Genomic DNA, 17,545 nt, shown 5'->3' on the forward strand with positions numbered 1-17,545 from the left:
GGACGTTGATCAACCTCCAATAACTTTCATGACCATTTATCCATGTCACCTAATCTGAACTGAAAACCCCCACGATATTTCAAGGGCCATTCCCTCCTTTTTTTCACGTTGAGTCAATAAGGCTCCTCCAAGCGGTCGGTTGAAAATCACAAACCCGACTCAGCTCGCTCAATCTGACCTCTCGTTTTTTCCTGAGTCCTCCAATTCGTGAATAAGGAAAAATTGGGGAATGGGTAAATTTTTCCTGATGACGTCCAGTAATTATCTAAATGGCCGAAAAGAAAGGGAAAGTCTTCTTTAATTATTTTGGCCATAGAGAACAAATAGGGAGAAAGGATGAACCAGGCAAAATTTGCCGTTCCTACGGTAAAACGTCAATCCAATGACCAAACGACGTGCAACTTTTCAATTGGACAAGGATTACAGAGACCCATGGATTTGGAACCACACATCCGGACGGCCACGCACACGGGGTGGAGGCGGCCAAGGGCATGAAAACACTATTAGCTCTCGAACCAAGAATTCTCTTTGATGGAGCCGCCCTTTCCACGGGGGCAGAAGTGGCTCAGGATCAGACCGCTCAAAATCAAACGATGCCGGGTACCGATGGGCATGTAGAGACCAATTCCGATGCCGTCATGGCCGCTGACGGTGAAGCCGATTGGGCCGACAGCTTTTCACTTGCCGCACCCACTCCATCAGGTCGACGGGAAATTGTCTTCATCGATACCAGGGTTGAGGATTACCAGACCCTGATGAAAGGTATCCATCCTAGCGCAGAAGTCATTCTTCTGGATGCAGAGCGGGACGGACTTGAACAAATTGCCGAGGTACTCGAGGGCCGGAATGCCGTAGATGCCATTCATCTCATTGGAGAAGGCACCGAAGCGGAACTGCATTTAGGCACGGCCTTTCTCACCAATGATTCGATCAGCAATCACTATGCGGCGCTGTTGAGTCAGATCGGGCAAAGTCTGTCTGCCGACGCCGATCTGTTGATCTATGGCTGTACCTTTGGACGCGGTCAGGCCGGCTTCTCTGCGATCCAAACACTAGCCGAACTGACAGGGGCTGATATTGCCGCGAGCACGGACCGGACCGGCCACGTCAGCGAATATGCCAACTGGGAACTGGAAGTCTCAGTTGGCTCCATAGAAACATCCATTGTCATTGGCGAAGCCACCCAAAAAGCCTGGGAGGGTGTCCTCGCGACCTTTACCGTCACCAATACGAATGACGCCGGAGCAGGGTCACTTCGTCAGGCCATCATCGACGCCAATGCCGCACCCGGAACCGACACGATTATCATTCCTACAGGCACGTATGTGTTGACCACAGGGCAACTGCAAATAAATGACCATGTGATTATCACCGGAGCCGGCGCAACCACCACCATCATCGATGGCAATGCAAATGAACGGGTGTTTGAGACCACAGGAAGCAGTACGACCACCATGAGCGGGATCACAATTCAAAACGGTCGTGAAAGTGGGAATGGGGCCGGGGTGTATGTCAATAACTCCAGCATTCTGAATCTGAGCGATGCCATCCTGACGAATAACAACGGCACGGGGGGCGACGGTGGAGCTTTCCACGTGCATGGCACACTGAATCTTAACCGGGTGCTCATTGATAATAACCAGGCAAATAAGGGAGCCGGAATCTATTTTCACAATGCCATTGGAGGCACTCTGACCAACGTCACGATCAGCGGCAACACCGCGACCAACGAAGGGGGTGGGATCTGGACGGAGAATCCCATCACGATTATGAATTCCACGATTGCGTTTAATACGGCACCCCTTGGCGGTGGCGTGTATGACAAGGATGGCATGGAGATCACCATCACCAATTCGATTCTTCATAATCCAGGATCACCCAATAGTTTTGGCACGTTAATCTCGGGTGGGAACAACATCGACAGTGATGGCACGGCGGGATTAGGTGATCCATTGGATGGTGCCGACCCCATGCTCGGAGCTCTACTTCCTAACGGCGGCCCCACGGACACCCATGCACTGCAAGCCGGCAGTCCGGCTCTCAACGCGGGCACGACATCCGGTGCGCCTGCCGTTGACCAGCGGGGATTCACCCGTGATGCGGCGCCGGACATTGGCGCGTACGAATATAAATCCTCTGCCTTTGTCTCAAAAAGTGAATTCACGGTCAACGATCCATCCGGAAACAACGAAATGACCAGCGGCCCGGTGCGAGGAGCCGAAAGGGCTGTCGATATCGCGCCCAACGGCGATTACGTGGTGGTCTGGACGAACGGAACTTCAAACGACAAGGTGTTCGCGAAGGTGTTGGATGGTGGTGGCAATGAGAAGGTCGCGCAGTTTCAAGTCAATATCGGTGGTGGGACGAACGCGTGGACGGATGTCGCCGTCGACGACAGCGGGAATTTCGTCGTCACCTGGACTCAAGGGAACGATGTGTTCATGCGCCGCTTCCTGCCCAACGGCACTGCCGTGGATGCTGGAGATGTACGAGTCAACACGATCACCTCCAACACTCAGCAAAACCCATCCGTGAACATGAACGGTACCGGGGATTTCGTGATCGGCTGGGAAGGCGATGGCGGAGGCAATGAAGGCATCTTCGTGCGCCTGGGCAGCTTTGGCGGAGGATTAGTCGGCGGTGACATTACCGTGAACACCGCCGCTGCCGCTAAAGATCCGTCTGTGGGCATTGACGATTCGGGAAACTTCGTCGTCGTGTGGGATAACGGATCGGACGTCTTCTTTCAACTCTACAACAGCGCAGGTGTTCCACAAAACAGCGGTCAGGTTGACGTATTCTTACAGCTCAGTGCCGGTGCCGCCGCAGTGGATATGAGTGGCGACGGCCGGTTCACCGTGGCCTATCGAGCTTCCATCCTGAGCGTGGATGTCTACGCCAGACAATTCGACGCCGCAGGGAATGCGCTCTTCCTGCCAAAAATCGTGAACACCTCGGTTCTAGGCACTCAGACGAATCCCTCCGTGACCATGGACGATATCGGTGAGTTCATCGTTGTGTGGGAGGGTGCCGGAGATCGCCCTGGGCAGAATGACAACGCCGGTGTTTTCGGCCAGAAATTTAACGCCAGTGGTCAAAAAATCGGTGTTGAGTTTTTGATTAATCAAACTACCGGCAACGTGCAGGACCGCGCCTCGGTAGCCATGCTGGACCGTGATAACTTTGTGGCCGTCTGGACCGGCAGCGACGGGGCGCAAACCGATATTTTTGCGCGCCAGTACGGGGCCACCACCTCACCGACTCTGGATCTGGATGCCAATGACAGTTCGGGTGCCACAGGCAACGATTATGCTTTCACCTTTACCGAGGGCGACGTCCCAACGGCAATTGCCGACAGCGACACCAACCTGGCGGATGTGGACAGCACGACATTCGCTTACGTGACTCTATCCGTCAGCGGCCTGCTGGACGGCAATGCGGAGGTTTTGATCCTCGACGGTGATACGTTTGCCCTGGCCACCGATGCGCCAGGCCAGGACACCACCGGTGGCAATTACCATGTGCGGGTATCCACGGCCACCGGCACGGCCCTCTTGACGATCATCAAGCAGAGCGGCGGAACATTTACTGAGATCGAGATGGAAACGCTCATCAAGGGGATTCGATATCAGCACCAGGATACGGGCGCTCCCACCGACGGGGACCGGCTGATCGAGGTGAGGGTGAATGACGGCACGACCGACAGTGCCGCAGCCCGCACGACCATCAACGTGGATCCTGCCAATGATCAGCCGGTCTTCGGCGGTCTGGACAACACGCCTACCTTCACTGAAGGCGGTGCGGCGGTGGTGCTCGACAGCAATGCCACGATCGCCGACGCTGAACTGGATGCCGCCAATGATTATAACGGTGCCACACTCACCTTGGCCCGGAACGGCGGAGCCAATGCGGAGGATGTGTTCGCTGAAAGCGGCACGCTGAGTACTCTGACCGAAAGCGGCAGCCTGGTTGTTGGCGGTACGACCATCGGCACCGTCACTACCAACAGCGGTGGGACATTGGTTCTCACTTTCAACAGTAACGCCACCACCGCCCTGGTCAACAGTGCCCTGCAGCAGATCACCTATGCCAATAGCAGCAGCAACCCTCCGGCCAACGTGCAAGTTGATTTTGTGATTAACGACGGCAACTCGGGCGGACAAGGCAGCGGCGGCGCGCTGAGCGGTACGGGATCCATCACCGTCACCATCAATGCGGTCAATGACCCACCATCCCTCGATTTGGATGTAAACGACAGCTCCGGGGCCACGGGAAACGACTATGCCCTCACATTCACTGAAGGCGGCGGGCCGATTGGCATCGCCGATAGTGACACGGATTTAGTTGACCCGGACAATACCTCCTTCGCCTATGTGAAACTGGGCGTGAGCGGACTGCTGGACGGCAATGCCGAGACACTCGTGCTCGACGGCAATACCTTTACCCTAGGGACCGCGGTGGCCGGACAGAACACCACCGGCGGGAACTATCATGTGGCGATCGCCACGGGTGCCGGAACAGCCACTGTCACGATAACCAAACAAGGCGGCGGGACGTTTACAGAGGTCGAGACGGAAACGTTGATCAAGGCGATTCAGTACCAGCACACAGATACGAACGCTCCCACCGATGGGGACCGATTAATCGACGTGTTTGTCAATGACGGCACCGCAGACAGTGCGGCAGCCCGCACGACCATCAACGTCAATCCCGTCAATGATCCCCCGGTAGCCGTGGGGGATGGTTTTATCGTCAATGAAGGGTCGACCACCATCCTGAACCTTTCCAACAATGATAGCGATCCCGATGACGGGTTGGATCTGACCAGCATCACCATTGTCTCCGGCCCCACCAATGGCACCATCACGAGCATTAATCCCGATGGGACGGTGACGTACACTCACAATGGCTCCGAAACCCTTGCCGACAGCTTCACATATACGATCCGGGATCTCTCCGGCTTAACCTCGAATACGGTCACGGTGGACTTGACCGTGACCCCGGTCAACGATGCGCCCATTGCGGTGGCCGACGCCTTTACTGTCAATGAAGGATCGACCACCATCCTGAATCTTTCCAACAATGATACCGATCCCGATGACGGACTGGATCTGACCAGCATCACCATTGTCTCCGGACCCGCTAATGGCACCATCACGAGCATTAATCCCGATGGGACGGTGACGTACACTCACAATGGCTCCGAAACCCTTGCCGACAGCTTCACGTATACAATCCGGGATCTCTCCGGCCTTACCTCGAATACCATCAGGGTGGATTTGATCGTAAGCCCGATCAACGATGCCCCCGTCATCACCTCAAACGGGGGTGGAACCACCGCGAATGTTTCCGTTGTCACGGGCACCACGGCAGTGACTAATGTGAATGCCACAGATGCAGAGAGCAACCCTTGGACCTACAGCATTATCGGCGGTGCCGATGCGGCATTGTTTACCATCGATCCCGTGACCGGGGTCCTCACCTTTATCACCGCCCCCGATTTCCAGGCACCCGGCGATGTCGGGGCCGATAATATCTATGACGTGATCGTCCAGGTCTCCGACGGCCTCGCCGTCGATACGCAGGCCCTTGCCGTCACGGTTACCCAAGTCAATGTTCCGCCGCAAATTTTCATTCCACCGCCACCGGACTCTCCGCCTTCACCGGATCCCCGGCCCAGAGATACCGGCGAAGAGACTTCAGAGGACCAGGCCCCCGGTAATGGGGGCAGTCTTGATCCTGGCTCGCCAGGGAATATCCCTGACGGCGGCCAGGCCTCCACGATCACTGGCGCCAAAAATTCGGTGACGGAGAATACACTGGGACGACAGGAATTGCCGGCGAAGCAAGAGGATGGAGAACGCACAGGCATCGTGGGGATAGTGAATGACATGTGGAGTGTGCTCAGGAAGTCTCTTGATATCACAGCCTTTAAGAATGAAATCCGGTCATTGCTGCACCGATCAGGATTCCTTCAGGACCTGGATAGGGTCCGCGACGATGTTCAGGAGGTCGCCGCCACGGAACAAACCTACTTGGCTTCCAGCATTGCGGTCTCCACCGGGTTGTCGATCGGCTATGTCGTCTGGCTCCTGCGTAGTGGGGTGCTGTTGACCGCCCTGCTCTCCTCTGTACCTGCCTGGCAGTTTGTAAACCCCCTGTTGGTCCTGGATGCCGAAGGGAAGAAGAAGCAACAACGGGGGCAGAAAGACGTGGACGGCGATTCGGTGGAGTCCCTGTTTGAGAAACCCACCATATCTGCCGAGATAGGTGAGAAGAAGACCGGGGGCCCCGCTAAGGCCCTTCGATCCCGTTGGTTCAATTGGAATAAGGGATGAACATTCTTTCGACAAAATCCCGTCTGGCCTTCGGCCAAGTCAGTCTCCTTATCAGTGTGTTACTGACAGCGAGCTTGTTTGGCTTGATGCCGGATCGAACCGGAGCGGTTCGCCAGGGACGTGCGGCCTTGGCCGAGTCCATTGCTGCCAATAGCACGATCCTGATTACCCAGGATGATGTTGATCGCCTGGAGGGGATTTTGCAGTTGGTCGTGGACCGTAACCCAGACCTGTTGTCTGCCGGATTGCGAACTGAATCGGGTGATTGGCTTGTCACAATAGGTGACCATGAGACCCATTGGCGGGACAACAATTCGGACTATTCTTCAAATACCCAGGTAACGGTCGCTATTTGGGAAGGGGAAGACAAATGGGGCCAAGTCGAACTGCGATTTACACCGTTAATTGACGAAGGCTGGCTCGGGTTTATCACGGGCCCACAGCCACAACTCCTGCTATTTGTAGGTCTGATGTGTTTCATCGGATTTTATCTGTATTTGGGAAAAATGTTGAAGCAACTCGATCCCTCACAGGCTGTTCCTGAGCGTGTACGATCCGCTCTGGATACGATGGCAGAAGGGCTCCTGGTGCTCGACAACAAAGGTCAAATCATGCTGGCCAATCGGGCCTTCGCCACGTTGTTAACCAAAACGCCTGAGGCGCTCTTGGGTCAGGCGGTCGGAGCGTTTCCGTGGTCGGACATCGAAGGCCATCCGTTGGCACCGGGGACACACCCCTGGCATATCGCATTGAATTCGGGAGAAGCTCAAAAGAACGAACGCGTCCGATTGACTCTGCCCGACGGCACACGGCTGACGTTTATGATTAACTGCTCCCCTATCCTTGGCAGCGGGGCAAAAAATGTCGGAGTCCTGGTCAGCTTTGACGACGTCACGCAATTGGAAGAAGCGGAAATCGAGTTACTGAAGTCCAAAGAAGAGGCCGTTGCGGCCAATCAGGCCAAGAGCGCCTTCCTGGCCAATATGAGTCATGAGATCCGCACACCGATGAATGCCATACTGGGTTTCACAGAACTGATTAAACGTGGTTACGGACGTGACTCGGTTGAAACCCGTAAACACCTCGAAATCATCCATTCCAGTGGGAAACATTTGCTTGACCTCATTAACGATATTCTAGATCTCTCGAAAGTCGAGTCGGGGCGTCTGGAAATCGAACGGGTACGATTCAATCCCTACCTCGTAATCATGGATGTCGTTAGAGTCCTGGGCGTGAGGGCACACGAGAAGGGCATCGAACTCGAGCTCAAGATACCTGCTGACGTCCCGGAGACCATAATCGGCGATCCGGGCCGGATTCGCCAGATCATTACCAACCTCGTGGGGAACGCGGTGAAATTCACTGAGCGCGGCGCGGTCACGGTGACCGCGCACGCCAAGCAGGTTGCCGGAGAGCTGATCCAATTTCATATCGATATCGCAGATACCGGGATTGGAATGAATGTGGAGGCCACTCAGCGAATTTTTGAAGATTTTGTCCAGGCCGATGCTTCGGTGACCCGAAAGTTTGGAGGAACCGGCCTTGGACTAGCTATCAGCCGCAAATTCGCACGCGCCCTGGGTGGGGATATTACGGTGGAAAGTCAGCCGGGAGTCGGCAGTGTATTCAAGATCACACTGAATGCCGGCAGTGCGGTGGAAGTGGCCTGGGTCACACCCGAGCAGGCCTTAACGATCGACGAATCGGGCATGATGCAGGAACTCACCAACTGGGTCTTTCCATCGGCCAGGATCCTGGTCGTAGACGATGGCCCGGAAAACCGCGAATTCGTAAAGGTGGTCCTGGAGGGTTATGGGCTGAGCATCGACGAAGCGGGAAACGGTCTGATTGGAGTGGAAAAGGCTATGGCCAGCGAGTATGACGTCATTCTCATGGACATGCAAATGCCTGAGATGGACGGGCTCACTGCCACTCGCACCTTACGCGACAGAGGCCTGCAGACCCCCATCATTTCGCTCACCGCCAACGCCATGAAAGGCTTCGAGCAGGAGTTATTTGATGCCGGATTTTCCGACTATCTCACCAAACCTATCGACATCGACCGGTTCCTCGCCAAATTGGCGCAATTCCTTCATGGTCAACCAGTCGGTGAATCATCCAGACAATCCGTCCTCCCGGAGTCCTCGCACCATCAAGCCTCACAGATTGAGGATTCCTCACCCATCGTTTCCAAGTTAGGGTCGACCAATCCGAAATTCGCCAACGTGATTGCCCGTTTTGTGGGTCGCCTGGGTGAACAACTGCAGGCAATGGATGCTGCCTACTCGAATCGGGATATGGAAACCCTGGCCAAGCTGGCTCATTGGCTGAAGGGTGCGGGTGGCACTGTGGGGTTCGATGTGTTGAACAAGCCGGCTGCTGACCTGGAAGCCGGGGCCAAGGCTGCCGATCTGGCCATCATCGAACAGCACCTTCACCGTATTCACCTTCTGGCGACACGAATAGCTCATGGAACTCAAGGTACCCCAGAGCCCGTGGCAATGGGACTGTCCTCTGCATCAAAATCTGCCGGGTAAAGCCCCGACAGACCTTTCCAACGTCGGGGGATCCCCCGGCTCACCTTCCAGCTCAATAAATGCCAGGTGGCCTCGGGGTGTCTCTATTGAGTCGGCCACCGTTTTTTTCGGACTTTTCGCTTTTTACACTTTATTTTCCCTTTCGGAAGACCGAAAAGTTTCCATAGAAAAAGAACACCCTTGCCCTAAAGCCGGAGATACCGCCTTTTTTTTTAAGCTTTGAAGTGATCGCGCCATGGAAACCGAGCAGTCAGACCAGAGAGCTTACCAATCACAACATAACGACGGGGTACTCCTGGCGAAACCCGTCCTTAATGAATTGGGGTGTGATGAAACCTCTCTGACTCAGGCCACGATCATGATGGTCGACGATGAGGAAACGACCATGGAGATCATGCGGGCCTATCTGGAGGATGCCGGTTACCAGAACTTTGTGCTGGTGGAGGATTCCTCTCGGGCCATGCAACAGATTGAAGAGTATCGACCCGATATTCTGTTACTTGATCTGATGATGCCGAACGTCCCGGGATTTGAAATCCTGCAGCTTGTGAGGGACCATCCCAAACTGAAGCATCTTCCTGTCATTATCCTGACCTCTTCCTCCGACGCGGAGACCAAACTCCAGGCTCTTGACCGGGGTGCCACAGATTTTCTCGCCAAGCCGGTCGATCCCAGTGAATTGAAGCTTCGGGTTCGCAACACCCTCGCCGCCCGAGCCTATCAGAACCAACTTGCCTACTATGATGCCTTGACAAAATTGCCGAACCGGAGTTTGTTTCTTGACCGATTGGCTTGGTTTATCCAGCGAGCGGAACGCCATCATGACAACCTGGTTTTGCTCCATATTACTCTCAACCAGTTTAAGCGCCTCTCCACGACCTTCGGGCCGGAAATCTCGGATCAGCTCATCTCACAGATCGCGGAGCGGATGAGTTCCTGCATGCGCCGATCAGATGTATTTGGGAGGGGAATACCCGATTCGACTGAGCTGGATAGCCTGTTTCGCGTGGATGGGGATGAATTCTCTTTATTGTGCCCGACAATGGCGCATGCCGAACATGCGACAAAGTTAGCTTCTCGTATTCTCAAGGTCATGGAATCTCCATTTAATGCCAATGGGACCGAGGTCTATATTGCCCCAAGTATTGGTATTGCGAGTTTTCCTGCGGATGCCACAGACGTGACAGCCCTCATTCAATGCGCTGTTGGTGCGAGCACCCAGGCCAACTTGCATGGAAAGGGAGGCTTCAATTTTTATTCGAGCGAACTGAATTCTCAAAGCCTGGAGCGCCTGCGAATGGAAGCAGACTTGCGCCATGCTATCGAGGGAGACCAACTGCTGTTGTACTATCAGCCGAAGGTTGAGGTGAAAAGTGGTCACATTATCGGGGTCGAAGCGCTGGTTCGATGGCAGAAACCGGACGGCACGCTTATCTTTCCGGATCAATTCATTCCCTTGGCCGAAGAGACCGGCTTGATCATCTCTCTGGGTGAATGGGTGCTCAAAGAAGCGTGCGCGCAATTAGCAAAATGGCAGGCTCAGGGGATACGGCTTCAGGTGGCGGTCAATGTGTCGGCAAAACAATTCAATGACGGCTATCTGGTGCAGTTGGTGAGGGAGACCTTACAGAGCACAGGGATCGATGCAAAGTATTTAACACTCGAACTGACGGAAAGCCTCTTAATGGGAAATGCCGAGCAGGCCGTGGAGACCTTGAACCACCTGATGGCCTTGGGACCAAAGATCTCTATGGATGATTTCGGAACAGGCTACTCCTCTCTCAGCTATTTGAAACGTTTCCCCATTCATGAATTGAAGATCGACCGCTCCTTTTTGAGCGATATTACCCATAACCCTGAAGCCCGAGCCTTGGTCTCTGCCATGATTTATTTGGCGCATGAATTTTCTCTGACGGTTGTTGCCGAAGGGGTAGAGAATCAGGAGCAACTTGATCTTCTCACCACCTTGAATTGCGACCAATATCAGGGTTATTTCTTCAGCCGACCAATCAGGGTTGAGGCCCTGACTACTCTGCTCCATCCCCAATGCCTTTCAGACAAGACATAGACGTTCTCCGAAAATCTCGAATCTAACTGGGCATCGACGCCTGTTCGCCCAGATGCCATATCCTGTCATCCGGTTGAGCCGTCATTCCCATAACCCGAGGCCCGTTCCAATCACCACGGCCAACTATAGAAATATCTTCGTCGGTCGCCAACCCATCCTAGGCCCGAATCTGAACACCATTGGTCGAAAATGTGTGAGAGCCTAGGACAGCGGCTTGGCACCGATTCTCCAGAAAAGTATTTCACCATGGGCCTTCTGTCGGTCTTGGAAGCCTTGTACGGATCTCCTATGGAAAAACTTGTGGGGAACCTTCCGCCCCCGGACGATATTCTTGAAGCCTTAATACTGGAGAAAGGAACAATGGGAGCCCCGTTGAGTAACGTGAAAGCCTACGAAAAAGGGGAATGGTTGCAACTCAAATCACTCCAACTCACCCCCGGCACGATTCGGGAATTCTATGTGCAAGCCATTGATTGGGCCAACCACTTCTCTCCTATGATTGATGAGCCCGCATGACATGCTGATAAAACCGCCCATAGGCTCACATTCGCCAACTTCAGCCCTCATCGCTTACTAGAATCCCCTCGCTCCGTGACGCTTGGGCAGATCTTTTCGAGAAAGTAGGCATCCCTATATTCACGTGTTAGAATAGGACATGGCTATCGGGTGCTTGGTTCTCTCGATGCCATCTCAGGACACGTTCACAGATCACAATACACTCGAAGCCAAACATGACATTCATTCCTACTTCAGAAATCACTCCCGTCTCTTCTTCCGGAAAGACCTCACGCAGGAGAAACCTCCCTTCCTGGTTTAAAGTCCGTTTCCGGCCGGGCCCCCACTATCAGGAAATCCGGCAACTGATGAACACGCACCGCCTGCATACCATTTGTGAAGAGGCACGATGTCCGAATATATGGGAATGTTGGAATAATCGGACAGCCACCTTCCTTATCCTTGGAGATATCTGCACCAGGCGGTGTCATTACTGCTCGGTGACCACCGGACGCCCGTCCACAGTGGACAGAGAAGAGCCTCAGCGCGTGGCGGATGCCGTCAAGCTTCTTAAACTGCGGCATGCGGTCGTGACATCGGTCAATCGAGACGACCTCCCCGATGGAGGGGCCGCACTGTTTGCCGAGACCATTCAACGAATCCGACAGGAAAATCCCGAATGCACCGTCGAAGTATTAATCCCGGACTTTCAGGGGCAACAAACTGATCTGGAAATAGTCATGCAGGCCAAGCCGGATATTTTGAACCATAACATTGAGAGCGTCCCCCGCCTTTTCCCTTCCATTCGTCCACAGGGAAAATACCAACGCTCGCTTCAGGTTCTTGCTTGGGCTAAAACCATGGGAGGACGAACCAAATCCGGACTAATGGCAGGATTAGGGGAATCAAATGATGAAATTCGGCAGGTGATGCAGGATCTTCGAAAAGTGGATTGTGACATTCTGACCATCGGCCAATACCTTCAGCCGACTCTTCAGCATGCGCCGGTTTCTCGATACTATAGTCCGGAGGAATTTGAAGAATTTAAACAGGAGGGAACGGCTTTAGGTTTTCAGCACGTAGAGTCCGGACCGCTCGTCCGGAGTTCTTACCATGCAGAAGAGCAAACCCATTTCCACTGAATTTCCCAGATCATTCGATCTGCGGTGCCTCAAACCCTGATCAGACCGGTTGGTGAAGATCTATTCGGGAAACCGGCGTGTCTGACTTGGAATGAGAGGGTTTTTGCTTTTGAGCGAGAGAGTCCAAATACACATGTTCGCAGAGATTTCGTAGAGTGACGAAATCGAATTGCGTATACTCTTGACAACAGGTTTCACATTTCATCATTGGCCTTCTCTCCAATAATTTGCTAATATGCACCTAAATTAATTAAAATTAGCGGAAGGACGAACACTTCGAATCACACACCGTATCTCCCCCAAGTGACAAAGTGAATAATTCTGAAATGTCCACCCTTCCCGCATTCATGACATCGTGGTTTCTTCCTCTAATTACCTTCCGCGATGTCCTCGTCCCATAAAATTAATTCCTTCAGTTTCAGGCAATGCATTAACACACTTCCTGTTATCGAATGATCAACGCATGTCCGTCCTGGGCGGAGACCAGGGCATTTACGGGTTGCCCGAGTTCTTTTTGCCCATTAGGAAATGCGGTATCTTTTCCCACCTGAATTTTAATCTGTTTTTCGGCTGACGCCCCTTCAATGATAAACAGGTCCCCCTGGATGGCCTGAAGCGTCCCTTCCACATTGACATACCGTGCCGTCGAAGTCGGCGAATTCGTCTGTAGTTCCTGCCGAACTTGAGGTACTTGAGACATTTGTTCTCCCTCCATGGCAAGCCCCGAGAGAACTCCCTGGAAACCACCCATCACCACCATCAAGATACAAAATTTGGTCAATGGTTTCATTTCAACCTCCTTACCACGACAACTAAATGCGACTGAGGACCTTATCGTGTTTTGTTGCCGACATAAAATTAGATATTGCAAGGCTCATTCCCTACCATGACATCTTTTTTTTCATGAACAACATCAAGTGGTTAGATTTATCGTGTGGCAAACCGCAACAGGATTCACATAAGGAGGTGCAGGCAATCGCCTACAACTTCACCAGTAACCCTGTAGGGAGATAAATGCAGATGGGCTGGTATCTGAAATACGACGAGCCCCTCCTCCTGTTGATGAAGAAGGGGCCCCGAAGAATGACTTGGTCGAACGCTCCCATGCGCCCAAACCTTAATACGTCCTCTCAGGTCCCCATAAAACGAAAGAACCTTTCTCAAGAGGAACTTTTTATGATCATGGATGGTTTTTCTCTATCCCACCACCATGACCATGCGATTTTTCTGAATACTCTGCATGAGGGTTTTTTCCTTCAGTCATCTGCCCTCCACGAATGGCCATGCCTTCCATATGTTCACGAATCCTGGACCGAAACTGTTCATATTGCACGGGCGACAAGACCTCTTTGACTTTGAGATAAACCCCGACACGATACATCATCATGTTTTTTTGTAATTGGCTGATTTCATCGACTTTTCTGGGAATGGCAGCCATATCGGCTTGTTTGGCATCCATGAGAGTCCCCATATCGACCATGGCCACCCGTAAATCAGCCCCATTTTGGATCATGGTCTTCCGATAATCCAATTCAAGCGGGAGGAGCCGGGTCACCTGCTCCTCGGAAAGACCCAACTCTTCTTTCATGTCTAATGGAGATAGACCACCATGATGCTCCATTCCTTCATGATCACTTTCGGCATATCCCATTCCCGCATGAGGTTGTTTTCCATGGGGATCGTGAGCACTCCCGGGGTTCGCTTCTACCAAGGGTCCTGTTCCCCCTATGACAAGTGTCACCATACCTACGACGACCATGAAGTGTTTAAAACCCTGCATACTCAAATCCCCTTTCTGGAAAGTAAAATTACCCACGCGTCCGAAACCAAGTCCACACCTGCTTTCATACTAATTTCCCCAAATAACTATTGCAAATTCATCAGGAAAGTTGGGGGGAAGATCATGAGCAAGGTATACTGGGATCATGAGCCATTATTCGGAGATGACCACTAAGAGAAAGAGAAGGTGACATGGAAGATTATTTGCCAGGCCTAGCGGGGGTTCCTGCTGCGAAATCAACGATCAGTTTTGTCGATGGAATCCAGGGAATTCTAGAATATCGCGGGATCCCGATTGAGGAACTTGCAACCCGAAGCACCTTTACCGAAACGGCGTTTTTGTTATTATTCAACCGGCTTCCCACTCAAGCAGAACTCTCCCGGTTTCATGAGGATCTTACTCACCATCGCCGGATCAAATATCGCATCACCGATCTCCTGAAATGCCTTCCGGAGCATGGACACCCGATGGATGCCCTTCAAGCGGCAGTGGCCGCCCTGGGCATGTTTTATCCGGTGCCGGATGTCCGTGATGATGCCACCCGATACTGGACCGCTGTCCGGCTTATCGCCAAACTGCCCACCATTGTCGCCGCGTTTGCCCGCCTGCGCCATGGTGATGAGCAGATCCAACCACGTGACGACCTTTCCTTCGCCGAAAATTTTTTGTACATGCTCACCGAAAAGGTCCCTGCTCCCGATATTGCCAGGATGTTTGATATCTGTTTGATTCTCCATGCCGAACACACCATGAACGCCTCGACATTTAGCGGACTGGTGACGGCCTCCACACTGGCCGATCCGTTTACGGTAATCGCCTCCGCCATTGGCACCCTCGAAGGCCCATTACATGGCGGCGCCAACGAGGCGGTCATTCACATGCTGGAGGATATAGGAACCGTTGAGGCTATTCCTGCATACCTGGATCAGAAGTTTTCATTAAAGGAAAAAATTATGGGGTTTGGGCATCGAATTTATAAGGTCAAAGACCCACGCGCCACCGTGTTACAAGAATTCGCCCAAGAATTGGATACCCGACCGGATGGCAATTCCTTATTTTCTCTGGCCAGAGCGGTTGAGCAGGAAATGGAAAAACGCGTGGGACCAAAAGGCATACGGCCCAACGTGGATTTTTACTCAGGGATTATTTACCATCGAATGGGCATCGATACTGATTTATTCACTCCGGTCTTTGCGATGGCCAGGGTAGCCGGGTGGTTAGCGCACTGCTTTGAACAATATCAGGACAATCACTTGTTCCGGCCTGACCAGATTTATGAGGGCCCCCGTCATCGTTCTTATCAATCAGTGGAAACGCGTGAAACTCGTTAATCAAGTCGCAAACCCGGCCGACGTCATCGCTGTGAGAATCTTTGTGCCACGTATTTTTGCTTGAAAAGCAATGAACTCCTCTTTTTCTTATGATGTGCTTATCATTGGGGCCGGGCTGGCGGGAATGCGGGCGGCTATTGCCGCGCATACCCAAGGGGCTTCTGTGGCCATCATGACGAAAGTCCATCCTGTACGCAGTCATTCCAATGCCGCGCAAGGCGGCATTAACGCCGCGCTGACAGACCGGGGAGATCACTGGGAAGATCATGCCTTCGAAACGGTGAAAGGCAGTGATTATCTCAGCGACCAGGACGCCGTTGAGGTCCTCGCTCAGGAAGCTGGCCAGGATATTATCGCCTTGGAGCATATGGGGGTTATCTTTAACCGAAACGAGGAAGGCCACCTCGGAACGCGCCGATTCGGTGGACAAAAACGGGCACGAACTTTTTTTGTGTCCGACTTTACCGGGCAGGCGCTGCTTCACGTGCTGTATGAACAAACTTTGCAGGCAAACATTCCCGTCTTTGAAGAATGGTTTGCGACCTCCTTGGTAAAAGACGACCAGGGACGGTGTGCCGGAGTGGTGGCCTTTGAAATTCGTACAGGAACATTCGCGCTTTTTCGAGCCAAAGCGGTGATCATGGCCACAGGCGGCTTAGGGCGGGTGTACGAACCCAGTACCAATGCCTTGATTTGTACGGGTGATGGCATGGCCGTGGCCTACCGGGCCGGGGCCCCATTAATGGATATGGAAATGGTGCAATATCACCCGACGACACTGAAGGGGAAGGGCCTTTTGATAACAGAAGCCGCCAGAGGAGAAGGGGCCTACCTTCTCAACAGCAAGGGGGAGCGCTTTATGGAACGCTATGCGCCCAATATGCTTGAGCTGGCTTCGCGTGATGTCGTCTCCCGAGCAGAACAGATTGAAATCAATGAAGGACGTGGCATCAAAGGCTGCGTCTTGCTTGACTGCCGGCACTTGGGAAGGGCTTTTCTTCAGGATCGTCTCGGACAAATCTATGCCGAAGCCAAAACATTTGCCAATATCGATTTAGCCGAAGAGCCGTTACCCATTCGACCGGGCATGCACTACCAAATGGGGGGCATCAAAACCGATACCGAAGGCCGATGTTGGGATGTCCAGGGCCAATGGGCCGGCGTGCCAGGCCTCTTCGCTGCAGGAGAAACTGCCTGCGTGAGCTTGCATGGCGGCAACAGGCTGGGCGCGAACTCACTATTGGACACCGTGGTATTTGGTCGGCGAGCTGGAATATGTGCCGCAGAGTATGCCAGCACGATCCCTTCTCCCACCATTCCAGATAGCGCGGTGGACGCAGACAAAAACCTCGTTGCCGGCATCGTGGCACGGAAAGGACCGGGAGAACGAGCGGCTGCGATGCGCCTGGAGATGGGCACCACCATGAACCGGCATGTGTCAGTCTTTCGTGAGGAGGAAGGCATGGAGACCGCCCTCCACCAAATCACCCAATTAAAAGCACGTTGGCCCGACCTCACCATCCAGGATAAAGGACAGGTGTTTAATACCGGATTGATCGCGGCACTGGAACTGGGGTTTATGTTGGACTGTGCGGAAGCCATCATTGTGGGCGCGCTTACCAGACAGGAAAGCCGTGGGGCCCATTTCCGGACGGATTACCTTGATCGGGACGACGAACACTGGCTCAAACATGTGTTGTTGTATCATAGACCCGATGCTCCTCCACACGTCGACTATCTCCCGGTGCGAATCACCCAATGGCAACCTCAAATTCGCGTCTATTAATGAAGTCAAAGGCCCCATCATGGTCTCCTCGGAACCGTCTGAGGGATGCGAAGCCACCCGGTAACGGG

The 17,545-nt window shown here is 53.2% G+C and carries 10 protein-coding genes; 7 read left to right on the forward strand and 3 right to left on the reverse strand.

Going from position 1 to position 17,545, the window contains the following annotated elements:
• The first annotated feature begins 491 nt into the window (after positions 1-491).
• The 5 genes from PP769_RS17805 to lipA all read left to right on the forward strand — a co-directional run bounded on the left by PP769_RS17805 (position 492) and on the right by lipA (position 12,580).
• The gene (locus tag PP769_RS17805; RefSeq protein WP_312642758.1) at positions 492-6,338 is read left to right on the forward strand and encodes a DUF4347 domain-containing protein; all 5,847 of its coding nucleotides are present in this window, start codon (positions 492-494) and stop codon (positions 6,336-6,338) included.
• Complete coding sequence (locus PP769_RS17810) at positions 6,335-8,875, forward strand: hybrid sensor histidine kinase/response regulator (RefSeq protein WP_312642760.1); 2,541 nt, start codon at positions 6,335-6,337, stop codon at positions 8,873-8,875. Before PP769_RS17805 ends, PP769_RS17810 begins: the two co-directional genes overlap by 4 nt.
• Positions 8,876-9,110: 235 nt before the next feature.
• Positions 9,111-10,943, forward strand: a complete 1,833-nt coding sequence (locus PP769_RS17815; protein ID WP_312642763.1) for a putative bifunctional diguanylate cyclase/phosphodiesterase — start codon at positions 9,111-9,113, stop codon at positions 10,941-10,943.
• A gap of 246 nt (positions 10,944-11,189) precedes the next feature.
• Positions 11,190-11,459, forward strand: coding sequence for a hypothetical protein (locus PP769_RS17820; RefSeq protein ID WP_312642766.1), 270 nt, complete (start codon positions 11,190-11,192; stop codon positions 11,457-11,459).
• Between the two features lie 215 nt (positions 11,460-11,674).
• Entirely contained in the window at positions 11,675-12,580 is a 906-nt protein-coding gene (gene lipA, locus PP769_RS17825) for a lipoyl synthase (protein WP_312642768.1), read from the forward strand.
• A 40-nt stretch (positions 12,581-12,620) separates the two neighbouring features.
• On the opposite strand, the gene PP769_RS17830 is transcribed toward lipA, so the two are convergent.
• The 3 genes from PP769_RS17830 to PP769_RS17840 form a co-directional block, all read right to left on the reverse strand.
• On the reverse strand, positions 12,621-12,788 hold the full coding sequence (locus tag PP769_RS17830; protein WP_312642770.1) for a hypothetical protein: 168 nt from the start codon (positions 12,786-12,788) through the stop codon (positions 12,621-12,623).
• 237 nt (positions 12,789-13,025) lie between these two features.
• Complete coding sequence (locus tag PP769_RS17835; protein WP_312642772.1) at positions 13,026-13,370, reverse strand: hypothetical protein; 345 nt, start codon at positions 13,368-13,370, stop codon at positions 13,026-13,028.
• Positions 13,371-13,760: 390 nt separating this feature from the next.
• The gene (locus PP769_RS17840) at positions 13,761-14,360 is read right to left on the reverse strand and encodes a Spy/CpxP family protein refolding chaperone (RefSeq protein ID WP_312642775.1); all 600 of its coding nucleotides are present in this window, start codon (positions 14,358-14,360) and stop codon (positions 13,761-13,763) included.
• A gap of 191 nt (positions 14,361-14,551) precedes the next feature.
• Between PP769_RS17840 and PP769_RS17845 the strand changes: the two genes are divergently transcribed.
• Positions 14,552-15,691: a citrate synthase gene (locus tag PP769_RS17845; RefSeq protein ID WP_312642777.1), complete on the forward strand. Its 1,140-nt coding sequence runs from the start codon at positions 14,552-14,554 to the stop codon at positions 15,689-15,691.
• 70 nt (positions 15,692-15,761) lie between these two features.
• On the forward strand, positions 15,762-17,477 hold the full coding sequence (locus PP769_RS17850) for an FAD-binding protein (RefSeq protein ID WP_312642779.1): 1,716 nt from the start codon (positions 15,762-15,764) through the stop codon (positions 17,475-17,477).
• The last annotated feature ends 68 nt before the right edge of the window (positions 17,478-17,545 follow it).

Source organism: Candidatus Nitrospira allomarina (genome assembly GCF_032050975.1).
GTDB lineage: Bacteria > Nitrospirota > Nitrospiria > Nitrospirales > UBA8639 > Nitrospira_E > Nitrospira_E allomarina.